Source organism: Saccharospirillaceae bacterium, assembly GCA_022448365.1.
Taxonomy (GTDB): Bacteria; Pseudomonadota; Gammaproteobacteria; order Pseudomonadales; family Oceanobacteraceae; genus Bacterioplanoides.
The window spans coordinates 115,308-139,422 of the sequence record JAKVCS010000001.1; the positions used below are offsets into that span (position 1 = coordinate 115,308).

The following is a 24,115-nucleotide window of genomic DNA, read 5'->3' on the forward strand; positions in this document are numbered from 1 at the left end:
TCCCGGGGGCTAATAAATTACAGACTGGTTTCTAAAACACGTCGGCCTTTTTCGGTGATATGCCAGCGCACGCCGTTTTTACCGCTCACCTTGCCAGCCAGGCTGCGTATGGTTAAAACATGCAGCGTTTTGAGGATGGTGGATTCCTCAGCATTGGCCTCACGACAAACACCGGCCAAAGAGCGGAAGATAAAACGTCCACTGGAGAGTATTTTCAATACCTGAGCGGAAGTAACATCCAGCTCATCATTCATCTCGACAACCTGAGGATCAGCATTTGACATGTCCTGCTCGGTTTCCGTATCGATCAATGGTAATAATTCATTTTGAATTGTGCGTAAATTCTGCTGAACCTCCTCCGAACGGGATTTAGCAACCTGTGCCTCACTGAGGATTCGATCCGAAAGATTATCGATAAAGAATCGGCTTAACAAAGCTGAAATAAGACAGAAACCCGTGAAAATTAACAGTCGGGATGGGTCCCCCTGGCTCTCAAGAACAAGCTCACTGTTGACCATGTCGAGGATTACCGGCACCAAAAACGATGCGCCAACACCGACAACTAAAAAACGTGGCAGACTTGCCGCATCCGGGTCCTTCTCACCGTACAGGTAATAATTCACCAAACCGCCAAAAATGCCAGCCAGCAACATCACAGTTGCCAGAATAAAAATATGATTTGCCATGATCTCTAACCTCATCCATCAGAGGAGTTATCTCGCGCAGAGACTCAACCTCTAAGTCCTGTTATTCCGTTGATGGAAGAACCCCCAAGTTACTTTTTTCATTCCGCACTTTCGCCAGAATCGACGACATCAGAACGCTCCCTGCATTAAAACTAGCAAAGAATCCGCTGTTAGCCAGAAAAGTAATAAAAAAATAATCGATCGATGCTTAAGCGATCAGAGGTATAAAGGTGAAGTGCCAGGGTCAGAATAAAAACAGTAACGACCATTAGCTGGCCGTTTTGGTTTCATCCGCAGTGAAGCGCCGAACAAGCTGAAAGATTGCCAACAACAAAGCCCCCGCTGCAAGACCAGATAACAACCAGTTTGCAGCATACATCGCCTGTGCCAGTGAAGAAGTAAGCAATGTAAATGGAAAGACGACAAACGCTGGCGCAAAATACTGTGACCCAGCTTCAATCGGTGCTGGCGTATAAAGCAGCACTGCACCCGTCATATAGCAAAAGCGCCGCGCCTCACCACTCGCATCCATCCAGAAAAATAACCGCCGCCAGCACCAGAATGCCAGCGTGGCGAACACGAAATACATCAGCCAAAAAACAATAAACTCTGAAATACCTTCCATTAATAATCCCGCTCTACGCTTTCCAGATAATCCGATCCTGCCAGTACTCTTCAGCGATTCGATTGTCGGCAATACCTTTATTTTTGATTGAGATCCCGGCCCGATGAACAGAGTCCGGATCACCGCTGATTAAAGGGTGCCATTCCGGCAGATCTCGTCCCTCTTGCAATACACGATAAGCACAGGTTTGCGGTAGCCAAAAGAAGCTTTCCGCCTGTTCGGGTGTTAGCCAGACACAGGTTGGGACCTTTTTATTGCGTTCTTGATAGACAGTACACTGGCAGTTTTTGGTATCCATATAACGACAATGAACGTCGGTATAATACACATCCCCGGTATCTTCATCTTCAAGCTTATGCAAGCAACAGAGCGCACAACCATCACATAACGACTCCCACTCCGGGCGACTCATTTGCGCCAGTGTTTTGGTACGCCAGAATGGCTCAACACTCATGATCGCTTTTGTCCTTTTTACAGAACAAATCCAACATATAGGTTTCTTTAGGAGGAGGCATCTGAAGGTAATAACCTTTGTCTTCAATTTCTGCCATAACTTTTACAGCCTCTGCGCGTGCCAACTTCTTATCCTCGGTAAGAATAATCGTCAGCGTCTTCTCTGCTGGGCCGAAAACCTCCAGCAACTCCTCAGGTAATTCCTTCAATCCTGTTTTTTGCGCGACGTACAAATAGGCTTCATCTTTTTTCAATGACTTGTAAATGTCACATAAAATCTTAGTCATGAACTCTCTCAACTTACATCTGTCAATCCGGCGCCGTCACTTCGGTTAACGCCAGAATTAATTCATCGGTAATTTCTGCTTTACGCCAACCCGCCAGACTGTCAGGCAGAGCGTACTTTCCTGATGCCATTCCCGAGCGCAGCAAGGCTTCAAGGGCTTTTTTCTTCACCAGAAGGTCGGCCGGAATATTCAGCTGCTCTGCTTTTTCCACAATGATCTTTTTCAGATCTTTCAGTGTCTGACCAACTTGCGGTGATAGTGGCTTATCCAGCTGCTTGGGCCAATAACGACTTTCCATGGCCAATGCTTGCTCAATGATTTTCAGTACAACCTTTCCATCTTGTCGTGCAGAAGCCGGCTTCATTCCCGAACGGATTAACTGATCGTGGTTCTTTACTTTGTAGCGGGCAAGATTCCACAGGGTATTGTCATCAACCACTTTATTTCGTGGTACATCGCGCTCACGCGCCTGTTGTTCGCGCCACACAACAAGCTGTTGCAACACAAATTGCTCCTGGGCGCGTAATTTCCACGCCAGCTTCACGCGGCGATAGTGCTCTGCCAACACTTCAGGTGCCTTTGCCTGCTCCACAAGCCGATCACAATCTTCTGCCAGCCAGGCTTCACGCTGCATTTTTTTTAGCTGAGCAATTAGCTTGGGATAAAGACGATACAAATAATGCACATCGGCCACAGCATACTGTACCTGCTCTTCACGTAGCGGGCGCTCCAGCCAATTCGAACGCGTCTCGCCCTTTGGCAAATCAATGCCCAAAACGGCAGATACAACACGTTGAAATCCCATGGATCCCCCCAGGCCAGCAAGCGCTGCGGCGTGTTGACTGTCGGCCAGAGGCGCAGGAACGCACCCCACTAATTGCCGACAAACCTCGAGGTCTTCAGCGCAGGCGTGAAACACCTTTACGATCAGAGGGTGCTCAAATATCTCACGCAATGGCTGCCAATCATCAATTACCAGAGGATCAATCAGGTAATCTCCGTCACTGGAAGTGATCTGAATCAAACCGGCTTTAGGATAAAACGTCGTTGTTCTGACAAATTCAGTATCAACAGCGAGATACGCCTCTCCCTGCCACAGATTGCAGGCTTCCTGCAACGCCTGGTTATCGGCAATCCAGTTCGGCTGAAATAATTCAGTCACTGCTTTTGACCCCGTTAGTGTTTAGATGTTGCAGAAAGTCATCGACAGACCAGCTGCGTAACGACATTTCCGGCAACAGATTGCGAATAAACTGCTCGGTCACCTGAGCCTCAACACCGCCTTCTAACTGCAACCAGACGGCAACAGGCTGCAGCTGTGCAGTCAAACGCTTTAATTGTGCCAAACCCAGTTCAGTTGGCCCGCAGCCCGCGGCGGGTGATAACAAACCGTGCAAAACGAAAACACGCCCGGTGAATCCATTTGCTTGCCAAAACACCGCCTGATCCGCTTGCTCCACGACCAGCAACTCGTTCGAAATGGCATCACGACATCCATCGCAACTGGTTCTGACTGGCATGCGACAGTATTCACAGTGAGTGAATTTCTGTGCCGATTGAAGGCGATCGGCTAATTCACCGGTACTCGCCTGATTAAAAACATGCCTGGCAAGGCGCTTCGCAGCCTTTGGGCCGACACCAGGCAATGCGTCAAAGCTCTGTTCCAGACTCTGAAATAACTCAGCGAATTCGTTTTTGTTCAATGTCTGTCGCTACTTTTACTCAACCGATCAGAACGGCATTTTCATACCGGGTGGCAAGCCCATGCCAGCCGTCATCTTAGACATTTGCTCCTGACTGTTGGCTTCGATCTTGCGCACAGCGTCATTGACCGCAGCAGCCAGCAAATCCTCTAACATTTCTTTGTCTTCTTCCATCACAGAGTCGTCCAGCTCAACACGCTTAACGTCATGACGACCGTTCATGGTGACTTTGACCAGGCCAGCACCAGACTCTCCGGTTACTTCCGCCTCTGCCAGTTTTGCCTGAGCTTCCTGCATTTGCTCTTGCATCTTCTGGGCCTGCTTCATCAGGTTACCCATACCACCTTTAATCATACTTCGACCTCTTCAAACTGTAGGTTTTTCTTTAATTCGCCGGACGGATACTGTCTTCTATGACAAAGCCACCCATCTCTGTGAGAATCTGATTCACAACCGGATCAGATTCAATGGATTGTTTCGCAGCATAAAAAGCTTCGGCCTGCTCGCGTTGACGTCGCTGTTCCGGTGTTTCACCGCGCGGCGATTGCAACGACATTTCAATTTTCGCGCCCGGGAGCAACTGTTGCAATGCATCCTGAATTCGACCGACCTGGCTGGCATTAAACAACGCGCCTTGTGCCGGATCGACATCGAAAACCAATGCTTCTCCGTTCACATCAATCAATGCACTGTTGCGTGCAATCGCCTGAGGCAAACCCGCCAGCGGTAACTGCTGAACCCACTGCCACCAGTTATGTGGCTGAAGCGGATCGAGCTGTTCTGCATCCTGCTTAGCTTCTTTTACTGTCTCTGCGGCCTTCGTCACGAGCGGAGTCTCAAGTTCGACCGGTGTCTGTTCCGCCTGCTTCAAACGTTCTTCGATCGAGAAAACCGGTGCCCTATGTTCAGCGGCATCAACACGCTCTGAACCACCATCAACAGGATCATCAACACCAGCGGTATCACCAACACCCTCTGAGTCATCAACAGCAACGGCATCCTGCACACAATTGGTATCAACAACCTCCTGAGCTACAGCAGGTTCCCCATTCTGGTCGACGGGAGCGGTGACGCCATCATCACCTGCGACCTGATGCAGAGCAGCGACCGAAGACACGGCTGCCGGGTCACTGCTCAGTCGCTTTTTTTTTTCGTCCTCAGCCACCGGTTCAGCAATCGTTGCAACGGAAGTGCCTTGCTCAATCATGGGTGGTGCCTGCAGCGCAGAATTCAGATCGAGATCAACCGGTGCTTGAGGCGCCGGACGGAATGCCAACATACGTAACAAAATCATTTCAAAACCCTGGCGAGGATCTGGCGCCAGATTCAGATCAGCACGTCCGGATAAAGCAATCTGATAATACAATTGCAGGTCTTCGGCTTGCATACTCATCGAAAGTTGCAGGATGGCTTCACGATCCCCCTGCGAATTTTCAATCGCGTCCGGAACCACCTGAGCCAATGATGCCCGGTGCCAGATATGCAACAGTCCTTGCAAGACCTCGTCGTAATCCGGTCCATGCTCAGCCATCGCAGCAATTTCTGCCAGCACATCAGCCGCATTGGCCTTTGCCATCACCTCTGCCAATTTAAACAGGCGACCGCGATCCATAGTACCCAGCATTGCATTGACCTGGCTTTCCCCGACCATTCCCTCGCCGTAAGCAATGGCCTGATCAGTCAGCGATAATGCATCACGCATACTGCCCTGCGCAGCGCGCCCCAACTGCCACAGCGCCGGCTCTTCAAACTGCATTTTCTCTGCCTCAAGCACCTGAGCCAGATAGCTAACAATTTTCTCCGGCGTCATATTCTTCAGACTGAACTGCAGACAGCGCGACAAAATCGTCACAGGTAACTTTTGCGGGTCGGTCGTTGCCAGAAGAAACTTTACGTGGGCAGGCGGTTCCTCCAAAGTCTTCAGCAAGGCATTAAAGCTGTGTGTCGAAAGCATATGCACTTCATCGATCAGGTAGACCTTGAAGCGCCCTCGTGTTGGCGCATACTGGACATTGTCCAATAGCTCGCGGGTATCTTCGACCTTGGTTCGCGATGCAGCATCCACTTCAATCAGATCAACGAAACGACCTTCCGCAATTTCCTGGCAAGAGGCGCAAGTGCCGCAAGGACGCGCACTCACCCCCTGCTCACAGTTAAGACATTTCGCTAAAATCCGGGCAATGGTGGTTTTACCGACACCTCGTGTACCGGTAAACAAATAGGCGTGATGCAGACGTTCTTCGTTCAGCGCATTGATCAGCGCACGCAGCACATGCTCCTGCCCCACCATTTCATCAAAGAAACGCGGGCGCCATTTTCGAGCAAGTACTTGATAACTCATGAATTTTCCAATCAGGAAGGTTGCACATGGTTGCGCATAATACCGCGAAGAATAAGGAAAGTCAGTGACAAGATTTGGAGATGACCTCCGCCAGCCACACCCCGGCACACGAGTCAGCTACTACCGTTGCTCCCTTCCGGGCCTGGCGGGGTTCGCAGCCTATCATTGCGAGGGGACCGACAGAGGCCACCACAACAACCTGAAGAACTTCAGGTGGGCGCACTTTATCAAAACTCAATTTAAAATCAAGCAGTTATCCACCAACCAATTGATTTTCTACCGACTGTACCGGCAAGGCTTCGATAAATTGTTTCATGCGTGACTGTGGGCCGTAATATTTTGGCCGAGAGAAATAATCCGAGGTGGTGCCTGATACTCGTTGCTCAACCACTTCATCTTCAAAAAAGATGCGCAGTATCACGCGCTTACCGGAACTGATGCTAACAAGCTCACCTTCTGTGACCGCAAACTCATTGCAGCCTGCCGCCCCTTTACCTGCCTGCTGCAGATAGGTGAGCTTGCCATCGAGGTAAAGCACCAAAGGCTTCTCAGGCTGCAAACTGCGGTCGCGGCTATCGCACAATTCTAATCGCAGCTCCTCTCCTTTTTGCCAACGCGCACCCAGCGACAATTCAGGCAATCCATACAATGGCACCGGAACAAGGTGAACCAATCCCAGTTGGCGTTCTATTTCGCCAATAACAGGTGGGGTATCGGCAACGGCGTTGCCTTTAACAGACGGGGTATTAGTACAACCCGCAACTATGACCGCGAGTAACAAAAGCCAGCTGCCGCGCAGCATCAACATCTTATCCATAAGAATTAAACCTTCCCTGACTTTCGTTCCTGATAATTTTATCCGGAACGCATTTTATGAAACATCCTTTTTGCGATCAACACCTAGTTGACCTAATCGTCAATTTCCTACATTGATATCAGATATGAAGCCATTGCTTCAAAGCGAGTTCAATTACCTCAGCGCGAGTCAGATTCAGTTCGTCACGAACGTCATCAAGGCGACGAACAACATCACCGTCTACCTTAACTTCGAGGCGATGCATACCAGCCGCCTTGTCACGCTGACGCTGACTACGCTTGTTATGCTTACACTGTAGCGCACGATCATATGGATTGCTGCGTGGCCTTCCAGGTCTGCGGCGGGTAAACATATCGATGGTCGTGCGATCTTCAGGTTGTACAGACATAACAGGCTCGGACAATTAACCGCGCAATTATCCGCGATAGTCTTTTAAAATCAATACACTTGCGTCATCCAAGGGTTCACAATAGGGTGATCGAACGAGATTTACAGGACGAAGTGATTTTTACATGAGCCAGGACACACAATTGCAGCCTGAGAAGCTGTGCCTTTCCATTAGCGAAAGCCAGCTGAATTTTACCTCCACTGCTGATCTGGATGAATTCCAGGGCGTTCTCGGCCAAGACAGAGCCGTCAATGCCATCCAGTTTGGCGTCGCCATGAACCGCCCTGGCTATAACATTTTTGTCATGGGCGATACCGGCACCGGGCGTTCATCCTACGTTAAAGACTACCTGAAAAGTGAAGCGAAACGTCAACATACGCCCAACGTCTGGTGCTACGTCAATAATTTCAAGAATCCTCGTGAGCCTAAAGCCCTTGAGCTGATGCCAGAGCAGGCGTCTCAATTTAAAGAACGTATTGCCACCCTGATTGATCAGCTGTTGGCGACCTTCCCGGCCGCACTGGAACACCCAGCGTACCAGCAAAAGAAATCGGCCATCGATTACGTTTTTAATCGTAAATACGATCGCGCCATTGAAACTGTTGAGCGTGAAGCACACAAACGAGGCGTGGCCCTGTACCGCGACGCCTCGACCATTAGCTTTACGCCTATGCGCGACGGTAAAGCGCTGGATGAAACCGAATTTGCCCAGTTAAGCGAAGATGAACGGGAAACCTTTCACGACGACATTGGTGAACTGGAACAAATGCTTAGCGAACAACTGGCTGAGCTGCCACAATGGAAGCGAGAAAGCAGCGACTCATTACGCCAGTTAAACCAAACCACCATCAAAGATGCGATAGCACCCCTGCTCAATCCGATTCGGGATGATTTTCATGAACAAGGCGCTTTGATCGGTTATCTTGATGAAATGGAAGAACACCTGCCGCGCCTGGTACTGGAAGAACTGGTCGAAGAAAAGATGCTTGAGCTGCGCGAGGAATATGTAAAGCGCTCAAGTATGGAAGAATCGTTAATGCCAAACTTCGCCACACAACATGAAAGCGATAGTGGTGCCCCAGTGGTTTACGAACCGCACCCAAGTTACGGCAATTTGTTCGGCCGCATTGAATACGCCAGCGACCAGGGAGCGCTGGTAACTAACTTTCAGCGAATTTGCGCCGGCGCATTGCACAAAGCCAATGGTGGCTACCTGATTCTCGACGCCGAAAAAGTATTGAGCGAACCTTGGGTTTGGGATGCACTGAAACGCTCCTTGCAATCCAAACAACTCAAGCTCGATTCGCCGTATTCAGAGATGGGGCTGATCAATACCACCAGCTTATTACCGGAACTGATTCCTCTCGATGTAAAACTGGTACTAATTGGCTCACGCCAGATTTATTACCTGCTACAGGAATACGACGAAGACTTTAAACGGCTATTTCGCGCGGTGGTCGACTTCGACTCAGATTTACCGCTGAACGATGACAACCTGACGGGTTATGCACGGTTACTGAAGAGTCGCACCAATGAACAAGGTTACGCCGACCTGAGCCGCGACGCCGTTGTACGCATGGTGCAATTCAGCGCCCGACTGGCCGAACAACAGGATGTCATCAGCGCTCGCATTGGAGAACAATTTGATTTGTTAGCCGAGGCTGATTTTTTACGTCAACTGGCCGGAGATGCAGTCATTGATCGTTTGCATCTCAACCGCGCCATCGCAGCCAAGCAAGAGCGCACCGGTCGGGTGTACGATAAGCTGTTCGAGCAAATGATGGACGGTACGGTACTGCTGGAGACCGGGGGCCAGGCCATCGGTAAAATTAACGGCTTAACCGTAATGGCCCTGGGCGATACCAGTTTTGGTTCGCCTGCGCGCATTACCACAACGGTTTACCCGGGCTCCAAAGGCGTGGTGGATATCGAGCGTGAAGTTTCTCTCGGTCAGGCGATCCATTCCAAAGGTGTCATGATTCTCAGCGGCTTCCTCGGTAATCGCTACGCGCAGAAATTCCCGCTGGCCATATCCGCCCATATCGCGATGGAACAGTCCTATGGCTACATCGACGGCGACAGCGCCTCGCTGGGCGAGCTGGTGTGTCTGATTTCGGCTTTAATTCACTCACCTATCGATCAGAGTTACGCGATTACCGGTTCAGTCAATCAATACGGCGAAGTTCAGGCAATTGGTGGCGTAAACGAAAAAATAGAGGGCTTTTTCCGACTGTGTAAAGCGCGCGGTTTAACCGGCAACCAGGGCGTTATTATTCCGGCATCCAACGCCAATAACCTGCTGCTAAAACAAGAGGTGATTGATGCCGCAGCTGCTGGTGAATTCAGTGTTTACGCGGTCTCACACGTTGATCAGGCCATTGAAATTTTGCTCAATCGTGAAGCCGGTGTGGCCGATACTAACGGCGATTTCCCTGAAGGCAGTGTAAATGGCGACATCATCAAGCGCCTGGAAGAGATTTCTAAAATGGGCGACAAAAAGCCAGATTAACGTAAGCACATAAAACCGCTCAGGGGATCTGCCACAGCGGCAGGTCCCCTCGTGACGTGAGCGGCTATTTCAGTTTACGCACACGCTTAGCTTTTCCAGCCCCCGAGCCCGCATTCCCCTTAGCGCCACTGGCTTTAATCTGGGTTGCAAACTTACCCGGTTTTTTACTGGCTGCTTTCTTACCGCCGGATGACTTTGCAGCACCCGTGCCCTGTGGCTTAACCGGAGATTTATTACCCGGCTTCTTGCTGCTGATGGACTTCTTAAAACCGGGACGCTGAACGCGCTTATTACCAACATCATCTTCAGCCGGGATCAACGCATTCGGGCCAGAACCGATCAGGTCCTGACGCCCCATGGCTTTAAGCTCTTCGCGCAGCATCGGCCAGTTTTTCGCATCGTGATAACGCAAAAATGCTTTATGCGTACGGCGCTGATTAATATCGCGGGGAATGTTCATTTTGGGTTGTTTGTAGCTCATCCGCTTCAACGGATTACGCTCGGAGTGATACATAGCCGTCGCCAGCGCCATCGGCGAAGGATAAAAAGTCTGCACCTGATCAACCCGGAACTTATTGCGCTTCAGCCATAACGCCAGATTCATCATATCCTTATTTTCAGTACCCGGATGAGCAGCAATAAAATAAGGAATCAGGTACTGTTCTTTGCCCGCCTCTTTCGAGAACTTATCAAACATACGCTTGAAGTTATCGTAAGTCCCCATTCCGGGCTTCATCATTTTCGTGAGTACGTTTTGCTCGGTATGCTCTGGAGCAATCTTTAAATACCCTCCAACATGATGCGTCACAAGCTCACGAACGTATTCCGGATCTTCCACCGCCAGGTCGTAACGCAGACCCGAAGCAATAGCAATGCGCTTAATGCCAGGCAATGCACGCGCCGCACGATACAGTTCTGTCGTTGGTTTGTGACTGGTCTCCAGATTCTTACAAATACCCGGATAGACGCAGGATAAACGACGACAATTGTTAAGAATTTCCTGACTCTTACACTTGAGGAAATACATATTGGCCGTCGGCCCGCCCAGATCGGAAATCGTTCCCGTAAAACCCGGAACCTTGTCACGGATTTCTTCGATTTCGTTGATGATGGATTCCTGCGAGCGACTCTGAATGATGCGTCCTTCGTGTTCCGTAATCGAACAGAAAGTACAACCACCAAAACAGCCGCGCATGATATTGACCGAGAAGCGAATCATGTCATACGCGGGAATCTTGGCATCGCCATAACTCGGATGCGGCACGCGTTTATAGGGAAAACCAAATACCGAATCCATTTCATCCGTCTCTAACGGAATGGGCGGTGCATTTACCCAGATTTCCTTATTACCGTGTTTCTGTATCAATGGGCGTGCGTTGTATGGATTGGACTCCTGGTGCAAAACCCGCGAGGCATGGGCATACAAGGCACTGTCATTTTTAACTTTTTCAAACGATGGTAATCGAATCACAGTAGTGTCGGCATCATGATCAACCTTACGCTGCAATGGCATAGGGATGATCTTTACTGGCATCACATCGTCATCTTCATCCGCGTTTTGCTGATTCTTCTGATCAGAAGCACAACCTTCCGTGTTGGCTTCTTTCATATCATACGGGTTCGGCAGCTGATCAATGTGCCCCGGCCAATCAATACGACTGGAATCAATCTCAGTCCACCCAGCCGGCGTGGAATCCCGAACAATAGTCGTGCCGCGCAAATCGTCAATTTGCTCCACCGGTTCACCAGCCGCCAACCGATGGGTCAGATCAACAATGGCCCGCTCGGCGTTACCGTACAGCAGAATATCCGCACCAGAGTCAATCAATACAGAACGGCGTACCTGATCCGACCAATAATCGTATTGCGCAATACGACGCAAACTGGCTTCGATGCCACCAATCACAATTGGCACATCTTTATAGGCCTCTCGACACTTTTGTGAATACACAATGACCGCACGATCAGGACGCTTACCGGGTTCACCATGAGGGGTGTAGGCATCGTCTGAGCGCACTTTCAGATCGGCGGTATACCGATTGATCAATGAATCCATGTTTCCGGCGGTCACACCAAAGTAAAAATTTGGCTTACCTAATCGTGTGAAAGCATCCGGGTCGTTCCAATCCGGCTGAGCGATGATCCCCACACGGAATCCCTGCGATTCCAGCATACGACCCATTACCGCCATACCAAAGCTCGGGTGATCGACATATGCGTCGCCGGTGACCAGAATCACATCACAGCTGTCCCAGCCCAACACATCCATTTCCTGTCGAGACATGGGTAAAAACGGCGCCGTACCAAAACACTCGGCCCAGTATGGATAATTAGAAAAAAGATGCTTTTGAGGCTGATTCATGAACAAAACTAATAGCTAAACGGAAGTGTGTGCATTCTCCCAAAATTCCGTTCGACACAAAAGCAGATTCACAGAAAGTCCCGTAAATTCTGGCCTGCCCCTTCCGTTAACAGCGTCAAAATCTGCATTCTCTGACCTATGACAGCTTTCGCTGTGCAATTTTAATAACTGCTAAGTCTTTGCCGGAGCATTCGGTCTATATTTGTCCGATATTTACCTTGAGTTTTTGCCACTTGTGCCAGACCATCGAACAGGCATTCGCATCTCGAATAACAATAACAACGAAACCTAATACTTTATGATTCAAGCGCAAATTGAGCTTTTCCTGGCCGCCCTTGGTACGGGCCTGTCTTTGTCACTAGCTTTGCTGATTGCCAGAGACTACCTGGATACCCCGGCCGCCAAAGCCTTTATCATGTTACTGCTGTGCGCCAATGTGCACATGTATCATCTCTTTATGCCGGAAGACTGGTTTGTCCTGTCCTGGAGTGTACAAAGCATGGCACCGGCGATGTTCTGGATCGCCTCACGCTACACCTTTGTTGACCCTGGCGACTCGCGCACACTGAGCTGGACGCTGGCTATGACCAGTTTTCTTTTGCCTTTTCTTTGGTTGCTGACAGGTAAACCCGCGGAGTTACGCACCGTATTGATCGATATGCCACAAAAGCTCGAGTACGTGGTAGTGATGCTTGGTATCTTTGAAATCATCAACAACTGGAATAACGACCTGGTTGAGGCGCGGCGGCGCCTGCGAGGTGGTTTATTACTGTCAATGGGAATTGCCACTGGCTGGTCGATATTCTCCTATCGCTTCAGTATTGGGGGTGATGCCATACGCTATCTGGGTATCAATATCAGCCTGATTATCATGGTCTGGTTCCTGCTTCAGAGTCGCCCTGAATTGTGGAAATTACGCGGCAACTCTGCTGACCGGCTGGCGCGCACTGCGCCGGACGAGGAAGCTCCGGCAGAGAGACATCCAGCGCCCGAAGAAACTGCCCCCCTCACCCACCAGAATCCTCACCTGGAACAGTTACACACGTTAATGGCAACAGGCTTCTACCGGCAGGAAAATCTGACGCTGGCGATCCTGGCACAGGCACTGGCACTGCCAGAATACAAGCTGAGAGCAACAATTAATAAATCACTGGGATATAACAACTTTAATGAGTACATCAATCAACTGAGAATTGGCGAAGCAGCTAATCGCCTGGTCAATGAAAAAGAAACCCCCGTGACCAATATTGCCTTAGATGTCGGGTATCGCACTATGAGTTCGTTCAACCGGGCATTCCGTAAAATTCATAGTATGACGCCATCGCAATATCGTGACTCAGACGGTTTAGCAACCAAGCCAGACTCGGAAAAGACGAATACTGCGGTCATGCACTGAACAAAGCTCGATTATGCGGAACGGACAGCAGGTTCCGCCTGTTTCATAAAGTACTTGATAACGTTTCACTGACATCCCCTTTTCTATTCTGCTTGGTGCACTCCGCTGCTATCTAAATAGGCGTCGTTGCAGACTCAATTTTCAAACACTCCATTGAGATTTTTCTGATATAGGTCGTAAAAACTCCATTTTCCAGGAAAGTGGCTACTGCTAGCGCCAGACCTATTCAGCCAATTAGAGTTTTAAGCGCTTTTCTTCTTTGTAATTTCTTCATTCAAGAATTGCACACCGTAAAAAATACACCTGAAAATACCAGTAAAACCACTGATTCTCGGACGTTTCATATTTTGCACATTGATTATCAGAAGTTAATTATCGAATTGTTTTCCCCCATCAATAAACGTTGTCTTTTACTAGCGAGACAACCAAGGAAGGTTGGAATAATAACAATCAAGCCAACGGAACTCGTTCGACTCAGAAAACACTCGAGACTTCAAAATGAAAATAAATACAGTAGCAAATGGAATAAAACCACTGGCTCTGGTGACAGTGATGGCCATCACAGCCCTCAACTTCAGCGGCTGCGGCAGTGACAGTAAAAATTTAACCAGTAATGACCCAGTAGCCGCCCCAAGCAAAGCATTCGATTGCACAGATAACGACACGGTCGGTGCGCGTGTTATTTGCATTGGCGCAGTGGATGACCTGAGCGATCAGAGAATTCAGGATGATCTAATCGCAGCACTGGCGGTTGCCAGAACCGGTGATACGTTTATTCTTCCCGCCGGTCGATACAACTTTAATTCGACCATTGAGTTTAATGGTCTGGTCGACAATGTAGCAGTTTCCAACCTGACATTCCGCGGTGCAGGCAAAGATAAAACCATTATTGATGCCAGTGGCGCTGCTGCTGATGGCTTTCTGATTAATAATACCAACTACCTGACTTTTGAAGACTTCGGCATCTACGAATCCAACAACAATGCATTAAAAGTGACCAAATCCAACGGCGTCATCATGCGTAATATGGCGACTGTCTGGGAAACAGATTACCAGGCCAGCAATGGTGCTTACGGCTTATATCCGGTAGAAACCAGCAACGTACTCATCGAAGACTGCTTCGTAAAAGGCTCGGCGGATGCCGGCATCTACGTTGGCCAGTCCGACAAAATCGTGGTACGAAACAACATCGCGGAAAAAAATGTGGCCGGTATTGAGGTCGAAAATTCGACCAATGCTGATGTCTACGGTAACACCGCACGCGGTAATACCGGTGGAATCCTGGTGTTTGACTTGCCGATTGGTAATGGCAAATACGGCTCCGGTGTTCGTGTTTTTGATAACGAAATAACCGCCAACAACGCGCCTAATTTTGCTAATACCGGCACCTTTGCCGGTGGTGTTCATATTGTCCCGCCAGGTACTGGTGTCATTGTGTTATCGACGTCAGATGTTGAAATTTATCACAACAGGATTCGCGACCACCAAACCATCTCAATTGCTATTGCCTCCTACATACTCGCGGATGAAAAGGTAGCGCAACCTCCGAAAGCCAACGTAGGCATGGGCGAAGGTGAGGTACAAAACTATGGCGATATTCATCCGTATGCGACGGCATTTATGGATGGCTGGAGCCCATTTGTCCGGAATCTGAATATTCACAACAACACCATTACCGTTGCTGACGGTATTGATAACCCACAGGGCGATTTAATCAAAGACCTGATCACCGGGTTCAAAGCGTTCCACAACGAAAACCCGGATATCGCCGATGGCAAGATCACAGCGCCACACATTTTATACGATGGCATTGCCGAGCTGTTAGCCAACACACCTCACCCGGAAGGCCAGGGGGAGTCCATGATTGCCGCCATCGTCGCAGGCATTAATGAAGTGGCCGCTGGTATTAAGGCCAACATTCCAGGCGCTCAGGATTACACCCCAATTAATATGGCTGTGTTTGCCGCGTATGGCGAGGACAGTGGCGTGTGTCAATCCGATATCGCCCTGAACGATCCAAGCCTATTTGCCGCTTCCGTTTATCAGACCAGCGCGACTGCCGATACTTTCAGTACTGGGGCACCACGCGAAAAATTGCAATTACTGGCTGGTGGAGTAAGTGGCGTAGCCAATGCGATCATGCGAGACCCCAACGGTGTGATGAACTGTGCCAGCGAAAATGCCTTCAGAGGCAGCCCGGCAACCGTCACCTTCAATACTGAAACCTTTGGCTGCACCGCTGACGACCGCACGCAAGCGGCTTGTGCGCTTTGATCGCCCAATAAGCAATATAAGCAATAACAACAGGAGGCGCTTTAACGCCTCCAACACCGCCGTAAACCGGATCTGCTTTATGAAAACAATAAAATACCTTTTAGTGTCAGCAACCAGCCTGACGCTATTGGCCTGTGGCAGCTCAGACAACCATTCGCCAAAACCATCGACGCCTTCAGCCATTGCGTCTTGCCAAAACCAGAATAAAACCGTGAACTGGCAACAGGCATTAACCGCCGACGCTGAAAAGCTGTCTCAATATCAATTGTTCGAAAATCCTTGCGACCCGACTCAAAATCCCAGCAATCGTGGTCTGGCTTACGACTTATCAGCACCGCTGTTTACCGACTATGCCAGTAAATATCGCTTTATTTTTATACCGGAAGGTAAAACAGTCAGCTATTCCGCAACCGAGTCCTTTGATTTTCCGGTTGGCAGTATTATCGCAAAAACATTTACCATGCCCGCAGATACCAGCCAGCGTGGCGTAATAAATGAGCGCCTGATTGAAACCCGCTTACTGATTAAAAAGGACGCCGGCTGGGTCGCTCGACCTTACGTTTGGAATGCAGAACAAACCGAAGCCACCTGGGATACCACCGGAGAACAGGTTGCCATCAATAACCTGAAACACGGCAACGACAATCTGTCGTTTACCTATCAGGTGCCGAATCAGAATGCCTGCTCCACCTGCCATCAATTTAATCCAAATGGTGATAACGACGTTGTCAATGGCATTGACCCAACGCCGGTGCGTTTCAGCCCTATTGGTCCCAAAGCACGATTCCTGAACGCTGATTTTGACTATGGTCAGGGACCGGAGAATCAGCTACTGAGATGGGTCGCTGAAAATCTGTTGTCAGGGCTGCCGGACGAATTATCAACGGTGCAAAAAGCCGTGGTTTTTACTGATAGCAAACCCCTGTCTGATTACACTGGTTCCAAAGAACTGCTGACCGCAACCGCTAAATCCTGGCTGGACATCAACTGCGGTCATTGCCACCGAACCGAAGGTCAAGCCAGTAATACCGCTTTTCGCGCAGACTACAATATTCCATGGCGCGGCAATGAGGGATATCACGGTGCCTGTGCCGTGGCAGTTTCCGGTGCCAGCGAGGGATCAGCGCGAATTATCGAACCAGGCAATGCTGCAGAGTCACTTCTGTTTAACCGCCTGAACACCACACAGGCCGGGGTTACCATGCCTCCCCTGGGTCGTGCAGTTATTCATCAGGAGGGCACCGCATTGATCAAAGCCTGGATCGATAGTATGGATCCTGATCTGTGCCAATAAGTGTTCAAGTCAGAGAGCGCAGCTGCGTCCTCTGACAACCTGCATCCTTGATAAACGATCAAAAAGTCCGGTCAGCGTGTCATTTTTTTTACGAAAACAACAACGAACAATGCCATGGTGAAACTGCCAACAAATGCTTCTACAGCGGCAACAAACCGAGCTACGCCAACCGGTGCAATGTCTCCGTAGCCCAGAGTAGTAAACGTCACGATGCTGAAATACATCGAGTTGAGAAAGCGCAACAAATTTTCGCTATGACTGGCATGCATCGAGTAGTGCAACATATCCGCACCGGTTGTTACTCCCATTACAAAATAGATCAGTGCGCAACAAATAATCATCACCAGCGAAAACAGCACCACCCGCAGCGGGGATTCACCGTAGCCACAAAACAGATCAACCACTTTCGAAATGAACCGTTGGGAGCTGAATAAAGGCATTTGATAACGTCGACAAACCATTTCTTTCTTGAAGAAAAACCCGGCGCACTCGAACATACCCTGCTTCTCGCACTGCTTACGAATATTGCGTGAAACCTCCTCTGACTCTTGCCATAAGTCGTTAGCCGTTGCCGGCTGACACGCCGATAACATATCGAGTGCCTGCAATTCCTGGCGAAGGTGATCACCCCACTGAATATTCTCTAAGCGCGCATGAGTAAGACGAGTCCCCAATAAGTTACAGCCACGAAAATCAGCACAATGAAGATTCGCCCCCGCCAGATTGGCTTTCATAAATGAGCTGTCACGGGCGTTGAGTTTAAACAGATGAGCGCCCGACAGATCTGCCCGGTAAAAATCAGCACCTTGACAGGAATAACCGTCTTTGTGGTCACGATTCACCAGATTAATGCCTCGTAAATCGGTTCGCGCCAGCTGTAATCCATCTAATGGACGCCCTGACTGAGCCCATTGTTCCAGCGTTTGCCGTAACTCAATGCCCGCTTTACTATGTGATTTATCGTGCCAGAAACAATAATTGCCATACATGGCAGGCTGATCGCATCGCCAACCATCAGGTGAGCAATAGCAACAAGGCTGTAACTTACCGGTTGTATTCATGTTCTGACTCCTGACGGGATACATCCAGTATAGGAACAGACCGGCAAGGTTCGGCTGCCAAAGTCAGCAATGACACTTGACCGAACACCGGAGATTGCATAGTCAGCTCCGAACAAGGATGATTTGACCCTACTTTTCAAGGCGTTATCGCCGTCGAATATGGAAATACAAACATGACCAAGCCATCTGGCCCGCGCGAATCAGCCAGAATTATGCTGGTAGACGATCAACCCGCTCGTGCGGCACTGCTAGAGCAGGCACTTACCGATGCAGGTTGCAGTGTGATCGCCCGCCTCAGCAGTGCCCAGGGGTTAATGAAACGCGTTGAAGAACATCAACCTGACGTCATTATCATCGACATCGAAAGCCCCGACCGGGATATGCTTGAACACATGAGTGTACTTAATCAGCATAATCCCAAGCCCGTCATAATGTTCAGTGATGAAGACGACACCAGTACGATTGAAAAAGCCATGCGTGCCGGTGTCAGCGCCTATGTTGTGGACGGTCTCAATCCTGGCAGACTGAAATCCATTATGGACGTCGCAGTAGCGCGGTTCCGCGAATTCCAGGCGTTACGCTCTGAGCTTGAGAAAACCCGTAATCAACTGGCAGACCGTCGCTTGCTGGACGAAGCTAAATCGCTGCTGATGAAACAAAAAGGTATGTCTGAAGAAGAGGCTTATCACGCAATCCGGAAGATGGCGATGGATCGTGGACAGCGAATGGTGGATGTCGCTAAAAACATTATTTCTGTCATGGATTTACTGAGCAACTGAAACGAAAACGGATATCGCACCTGACAATGCAACAGAGAACGCTGAAATGACCAACTCATTCCCCACTCCGGAAAAAACCACGCTGACCGTTGGATACATGCCGTTAAGCGACAGTCTGCCACTGATTGCTGCACAAGAACTTGGCTATTTCCAGCAACAGGGCCTCGATGTGAAACTGCAGCAGGAGGTGTCTTGGGCCAATATCCGCGACAAACTGCTCGTTGGTCATTTTGATGCTGCGCAAATGCTGGCACCCATGCTGCTCGCGAGTCACCTGGGACTGGGCGGATTGAAAAAATCCATGCTGGCACCGATGTCACTGGCATTGAATGGCAATGCACTGACCATTTCCAATTCACTGGCACAGCGTCTGAGCGATCACACCGGGTTGGATGAACTCTACACCGATAGCAACAAAGCCGGCGCTGCGATGGCCGACATCATTGATCAAAATAAGCGTGACGGCCGCGACAAACTGGTGTTTGCAGTGGTATTCCCGTTCTCAGTACACAACCTGATGCTGCGCGACTGGCTGGCCGGTGCCGGGATTAACCCTGATGACGATGTACAGCTGGTAGTGCTGCCACCATCACAAATGGTGGAACACCTGCAGCAACAACATATTGATGGCTTCTTCGCCGGGGCACCCTGGAACAGCGTCGCCATTCAACAAGGCGTTGGTCAATGTCTTCTCGCTGGGCCTGATTTATGGGATGAAGCGCCAGACAAAGTGCTTGGTGTCACTCAAGACTGGAGCCAGCAACACCCGAATACGTTGTCGGCTGTTATCCGCGCGATCAAAGCCGGTTGTCAGTGGGCAGCAGAGAATCCGCAAGCAGGTGCGGAATTACTCAGTCAACATCTTGATCTGCCGCTGGAGTGCTTGTTACCGGCCCTCAGTGGTCACTTTGTTTATCGTAATGAGCAGCCACCACGATACATCGCCGATATGCTGGTGTTTACCCCGGAGCGGGCATGCGCGGCACAACAGCAACATGCCACCTGGTTCCTGCAACAGATGCAACGCTGGGGCTGGTTGCCGCAAAGCAGCAACATCGCAGATATTGCCAGCCAGTGCTACCGCGACCCCGCACAATCGCTGTGATCGACACTTATCTCTGGTAATACCGGAAAAGGAACACCACACCTTTTCCGCTCAACCCGGATTCTCAGGCACTCAGCGACACAGGCAGCGTGAGAATTGCCTGGTTCATACGACACTTGCTGCCGCTCAATGACGAATATTCCCAGAATTACTGCACGATGATTTACAAACATAAATAGTTCGATGCCTGACTCTCCATAAAAAGTAACTCAGCAAACGGGGGAAACCAATCGGAAAATTTATCGCCCGCCCCACAATGTGCCATCGCTATATCCTTTCTGCACCAGCACGGTGACTGTTTTTTGCACCATTTTCGTCACTTAGAGCATTCCCATTTATTTATTTTGGTGCCTGTAATTTGCATTCTTCATCAAAGACAAACCGAACAATCGTCGCAAGTACGCATTAAATAAGGATTTTTAAAAACTGGCACAATCCTCGCTATATCCAAATCACAGAGATCCAACGGTGGATCATGTATACAAACTAATTCAATGCCCATTGCCGGGCATTTATATTTAGCACCGACGCTAACGGAATTTTATTCCGTTAGCGTTTTTTTTTGGCCTGAGAAAGAGGAAGAAAGATGCGAGGAATAAATACCTTGAGACGCAACCTGCTCAAAGCAGCAATGGTCGTCTCCACCGGTCTGGCAACGCTGGCAGCACCTATTGCGGTAGCTTCAGATTGGCCAGAAAAAGAAGAGCTGAAGTTTGGTTTTATTAAATTAACCGACATGGCACCACTCGCGGTTGCTTACGAAAAAGGCTTTTTTGAAGATGAAGGCCTGTATGTAACGCTGGAAGCTCAAGCGAACTGGAAAGTACTGCTGGATCGTGTAATTGATGGCCAGTTAGATGGCGCTCATATGTTAGCAGGCCAGCCTTTAGGTGCAACGATTGGTTTTGGCACCAAAGCTGACATCATCACTGCCTTCAGCATGGATTTAAATGGTAATGGTATTACCGTATCCAACGACATCTGGAAACAGATGAAAAAAAATATTCCACATGAAAATGGCAAACCGGTTCACCCGATTAAAGCCGATGCGTTAAAGCCTGTGGTAGAAAAATATAAAGAAGACGGAAAGCCATTTAATATGGGGATGGTGTTCCCGGTATCAACGCATAACTACGAGCTGCGCTATTGGTTAGCTGCCGGTGGTATCCACCCTGGTTATTACGCTCCGCACAAGGGTGATACATCCGGTCAGATTGATGCCGATGCTTTATTATCTGTAACACCACCACCACAAATGCCAGCCACGATGGAAGCCGGAACCATTTACGGTTACTGCGTAGGCGAACCATGGAACCAACAAGCGGTATTTAAAGGAATTGGTGTACCGGTGATTACCGATTACGAAATCTGGAAAAATAATCCGGAAAAAGTGTTTGGTGTCAGTAAAGGCTGGGCCGATAAATACCCGAATACTCACAAGCGTGTTGTAAAAGCCATGATCCGTGCCGCTCAGTGGCTGGATGCAAATAACAACGCCAACCGTCCGGAAGCCGTAAAAATTCTCGCCAAGAGCCAATATGTTGGTGCGGATTATGATGTGATTGCAAATTCCATGACCGGTACCTTTGAATATGAAAAAGGTGATAAGCGTGACGTGCCGGATTTCAACGTGTTCTTCCGCTATAACGCAACCTACCCATACTACTCAGACGCTATCTGGTACCTGACGCAAATGCGCCGCTGGGGTCAAATCTCTGAACCAAAATCGGATAACTGGTACAAAGAAATCGCGAAAAAAGTTTATCGTCCGGATATTTACGCTGCTGCAGCAAAAGATCTGATTAAAGAAGGCAAGGTTAACGCAAAAGACTTCCCGGATTTTGCAACCGAAACCGGCTTCAAGCCAGTACAAACCGAATTCATCGATAACGTGACTTACGATGGTACTAAGCCAAATGAATACCTTGAACAATTCAAAATTGGCTTAAAAGGTTCGGAAAAAATTTAACCCGATAGATTGATCGTTACCGGGACTGGAAGGGCTTTGCCCTTCCCTTCTCAATAAACCGATCAGTCAGAAAGCTACAAATACCTTTTTTAACAATGATCGTTTTTTTGTACAACAACCGTTATTGCAAAGTAACCGACTCAACCCGAGTTTCAACAATAACTGACAGGAAGCAACCATGAGCAGAACCATCGCATTACCCAACCTCGCCAATGTCAGTTGGCTGGAACCGATTATAAAAATCGGCAAAGGCGAAAATATTGGCCTGCAGTTCCAGATCATCGCGAAGAATATCGGCATACCTCTGGCTGGTTTATTAGTTTTTTTAATGATCTGGCACGCCGCTGCCAGCAACATCAATACCTCGCTGGGTAAATTCCCTGGCCCTTATGAAGCCATGACTCAGGCATCAGCACTGTATTCAGAGCATGTTGAAGAGCGTGAAAAAGCAGACGCTTTTTACCTGCGTCAGGAGAAACGCAATGCTGCTCGCAGCGCCCAGGATCCCGATTACAAGCCGCGTATTCGTGAATATACGGGTAAGCCGACCTATTTCGATCAGATTGGTACCAGCCTGATTACGGTACTGAGCGGTTTCGTGCTGGCATCGGTTATCGCTATTCCGGTTGGTATCGTCATTGGCTTAAGTGCCAACTTATATTCTGCGTTTAATCCGGTGATTCAACTGTTTAAACCGGTATCGCCTCTGGCTTGGTTGCCTCTGGTTACCATGGTAGTGAGTGCCCTGTATGTTTCCGACGACCCGACAGTACCAAAATCATTCATTACCTCGATGATCACCGTAATGCTGTGCTGCCTATGGCCAACCATGATTAATACCGCAGTGGGTGTCGCATCTATTTCCAAAGACTTGTTGAACGTCAGCCAGGTACTGCGTCTGAATTACTTTACTCATATTCGTAAAATCGTACTGCCTTCTTCCATCCCAATGGTATTTACCGGCTTACGTTTATCACTTGGTATTGCCTGGATGGTATTAATTGCAGCGGAGATGCTGGCACAAAATCCAGGGCTGGGTAAATTTGTCTGGGATGAATTTCAGAACGGTAGCTCTAACTCACTCGGCCGTATTATGGTCGCGGTATTAACCATTGGTGTGATTGGTTTCATGCTGGATCGTGTGATGTTGATCATTCAGAAGTCCGTGTCCTGGGACAAATCAGCCACTTTACGCTAATCGAGGAATTATTAATGAAAACATTACTTGAATTAACTCAGGTTGGCATCGAATTCCCAACCCCAAACGGTTCATTCCGCGCGCTACAGAATGTTGATTTAAAAATTCAACAAGGTGAGTACATCTCACTGATTGGTCACTCCGGTTGTGGTAAATCAACCGTACTCAATATCGTTGCCGGATTATTGCAGGCAACTGAAGGCGGTGCGGTATTAAATGGCAAAGAAGTGACTGAGCCAGGCCCGGAACGAGCGGTTGTGTTTCAGAATCACTCACTGCTGCCATGGCTGACGGCCTACGAAAACGTAGAGCTGGCCGTTAACCAGGTATTTAAAGGCAAGAAATCAAAAGCTGAAATGAAGCAATGGATCGAGCACAACCTCGAGCTGGTACACATGAGCCATGCCATGCATAAACGCCCGGATGAAATTTCCGGTGGTATGAAACAACGAGTCGGTATTGCCCGGGCGTTAGCGATGGAGCCACAGGTATTGCTGATGGATGAGCCTTTTGGCGCCCTGGATGCGTTAACCCGTGCTCACTTGCAGGATTCCCTGATGGAAATCCAGAAAGAACTGAATAACACCGTCATCATGATCACCCATGATGTTGACGAAGCCGTACTGCTATCAGACCGAATTGTCATGATGACCAATGGCCCTGCCGCGACTATCGGTGAAATTCTGGAAGTTGACCTGGAACGTCCGCGTAATCGCATCCAGCTTGCCGATGACCCTACCTATAACCGCTACCGACAACAGGTACTGAGCTTCCTGTACGAAAAACAAAAAAAGGTAGAAGACATTCAGTCGGTTAAGAAACCGGCGATCGAAAAGTCAAAAGAAAAAGTTGCTTGAAACAATTCACT

At 49.1% G+C, this 24,115-nt stretch carries 21 protein-coding genes and 1 other RNA gene; 9 read left to right on the forward strand and 13 right to left on the reverse strand.

The features are described 5' to 3' along the window. Positions 1-17: 17 nt before the first annotated feature. From MK185_00510 to ybfE, 11 genes are all read right to left on the reverse strand, one after another. A complete protein-coding gene (locus MK185_00510; protein MCH2039103.1) occupies positions 18-686 on the reverse strand; it encodes a hypothetical protein in 669 nt (222 codons plus the stop codon). A gap of 268 nt (positions 687-954) precedes the next feature. Further along, on the reverse strand, positions 955-1,311 hold the full coding sequence (locus tag MK185_00515) for a hypothetical protein (GenBank protein ID MCH2039104.1): 357 nt from the start codon (positions 1,309-1,311) through the stop codon (positions 955-957). Positions 1,312-1,324: 13 nt separating this feature from the next. After that, complete coding sequence (locus tag MK185_00520) at positions 1,325-1,765, reverse strand: YcgN family cysteine cluster protein (GenBank protein ID MCH2039105.1); 441 nt, start codon at positions 1,763-1,765, stop codon at positions 1,325-1,327. Continuing rightward, the gene (locus MK185_00525) at positions 1,755-2,051 is read right to left on the reverse strand and encodes a YcgL domain-containing protein (protein ID MCH2039106.1); all 297 of its coding nucleotides are present in this window, start codon (positions 2,049-2,051) and stop codon (positions 1,755-1,757) included. The genes MK185_00520 and MK185_00525 overlap by 11 nt, the downstream gene beginning before the upstream one ends. 22 nt (positions 2,052-2,073) lie before the next feature. After that, a complete protein-coding gene (gene rnd / locus MK185_00530) occupies positions 2,074-3,213 on the reverse strand; it encodes a ribonuclease D (protein MCH2039107.1) in 1,140 nt (379 codons plus the stop codon). Then, entirely contained in the window at positions 3,206-3,754 is a 549-nt protein-coding gene (locus tag MK185_00535; GenBank protein MCH2039108.1) for a toprim domain-containing protein, read from the reverse strand. Before MK185_00535 ends, rnd begins: the two co-directional genes overlap by 8 nt. Before the next feature lie 27 nt (positions 3,755-3,781). Continuing rightward, positions 3,782-4,108 carry a YbaB/EbfC family nucleoid-associated protein gene (locus MK185_00540; protein ID MCH2039109.1) on the reverse strand — a complete coding sequence of 109 codons (327 nt, stop codon included), beginning with the start codon at positions 4,106-4,108 and terminating at the stop codon, positions 3,782-3,784. A 31-nt stretch (positions 4,109-4,139) separates the two neighbouring features. Continuing rightward, positions 4,140-6,095, reverse strand: coding sequence for a DNA polymerase III subunit gamma/tau (gene dnaX / locus MK185_00545; GenBank protein ID MCH2039110.1), 1,956 nt, complete (start codon positions 6,093-6,095; stop codon positions 4,140-4,142). A gap of 85 nt (positions 6,096-6,180) precedes the next feature. After that, positions 6,181-6,277, reverse strand: an RNA gene (ffs, locus tag MK185_00550) — signal recognition particle sRNA small type. A gap of 71 nt (positions 6,278-6,348) precedes the next feature. Next, the gene (locus MK185_00555) at positions 6,349-6,912 is read right to left on the reverse strand and encodes a hypothetical protein (protein MCH2039111.1); all 564 of its coding nucleotides are present in this window, start codon (positions 6,910-6,912) and stop codon (positions 6,349-6,351) included. A gap of 118 nt (positions 6,913-7,030) precedes the next feature. Then, positions 7,031-7,300 carry a LexA regulated protein gene (gene ybfE, locus MK185_00560; protein MCH2039112.1) on the reverse strand — a complete coding sequence of 90 codons (270 nt, stop codon included), beginning with the start codon at positions 7,298-7,300 and terminating at the stop codon, positions 7,031-7,033. Positions 7,301-7,424: 124 nt separating this feature from the next. On the opposite strand from ybfE, the gene MK185_00565 reads away from it, so the two are divergent. Beyond that, complete coding sequence (locus tag MK185_00565; GenBank protein ID MCH2039113.1) at positions 7,425-9,809, forward strand: AAA family ATPase; 2,385 nt, start codon at positions 7,425-7,427, stop codon at positions 9,807-9,809. Positions 9,810-9,873: 64 nt separating this feature from the next. On the opposite strand, the gene MK185_00570 is transcribed toward MK185_00565, so the two are convergent. Then, complete coding sequence (locus MK185_00570) at positions 9,874-12,171, reverse strand: YgiQ family radical SAM protein (GenBank protein MCH2039114.1); 2,298 nt, start codon at positions 12,169-12,171, stop codon at positions 9,874-9,876. A 298-nt stretch (positions 12,172-12,469) separates the two neighbouring features. Between MK185_00570 and MK185_00575 the strand changes: the two genes are divergently transcribed. The 3 genes from MK185_00575 to MK185_00585 all read left to right on the forward strand — a co-directional run bounded on the left by MK185_00575 (position 12,470) and on the right by MK185_00585 (position 17,135). Next, entirely contained in the window at positions 12,470-13,567 is a 1,098-nt protein-coding gene (locus tag MK185_00575) for a helix-turn-helix domain-containing protein (protein ID MCH2039115.1), read from the forward strand. A gap of 498 nt (positions 13,568-14,065) precedes the next feature. Beyond that, positions 14,066-15,841, forward strand: a complete 1,776-nt coding sequence (locus MK185_00580; protein ID MCH2039116.1) for a right-handed parallel beta-helix repeat-containing protein — start codon at positions 14,066-14,068, stop codon at positions 15,839-15,841. A gap of 79 nt (positions 15,842-15,920) precedes the next feature. Then, positions 15,921-17,135, forward strand: coding sequence for a hypothetical protein (locus tag MK185_00585; GenBank protein ID MCH2039117.1), 1,215 nt, complete (start codon positions 15,921-15,923; stop codon positions 17,133-17,135). Between the two features lie 71 nt (positions 17,136-17,206). Here the strand turns inward: MK185_00585 and MK185_00590 are convergent, their stop codons facing one another. Continuing rightward, positions 17,207-18,196, reverse strand: a complete 990-nt coding sequence (locus MK185_00590; protein ID MCH2039118.1) for an ion channel — start codon at positions 18,194-18,196, stop codon at positions 17,207-17,209. A gap of 173 nt (positions 18,197-18,369) precedes the next feature. On the opposite strand from MK185_00590, the gene MK185_00595 reads away from it, so the two are divergent. The 5 genes from MK185_00595 (at position 18,370) to MK185_00615 (ending at position 24,104) form a co-directional block, all read left to right on the forward strand. Next, positions 18,370-18,975, forward strand: coding sequence for a response regulator (locus MK185_00595; GenBank protein MCH2039119.1), 606 nt, complete (start codon positions 18,370-18,372; stop codon positions 18,973-18,975). A 46-nt stretch (positions 18,976-19,021) separates the two neighbouring features. Continuing rightward, the gene (locus MK185_00600; GenBank protein MCH2039120.1) at positions 19,022-20,080 is read left to right on the forward strand and encodes an ABC transporter substrate-binding protein; all 1,059 of its coding nucleotides are present in this window, start codon (positions 19,022-19,024) and stop codon (positions 20,078-20,080) included. Positions 20,081-20,711: 631 nt separating this feature from the next. After that, entirely contained in the window at positions 20,712-22,049 is a 1,338-nt protein-coding gene (locus MK185_00605) for an ABC transporter substrate-binding protein (protein ID MCH2039121.1), read from the forward strand. A 178-nt stretch (positions 22,050-22,227) separates the two neighbouring features. Further along, positions 22,228-23,247 (forward strand): ABC transporter permease, encoded by a 1,020-nt coding sequence (locus MK185_00610; GenBank protein ID MCH2039122.1) that lies wholly within the window; start codon positions 22,228-22,230, stop codon positions 23,245-23,247. Positions 23,248-23,261: 14 nt separating this feature from the next. After that, a complete protein-coding gene (locus MK185_00615; GenBank protein MCH2039123.1) occupies positions 23,262-24,104 on the forward strand; it encodes an ABC transporter ATP-binding protein in 843 nt (280 codons plus the stop codon). The last annotated feature ends 11 nt before the right edge of the window (positions 24,105-24,115 follow it).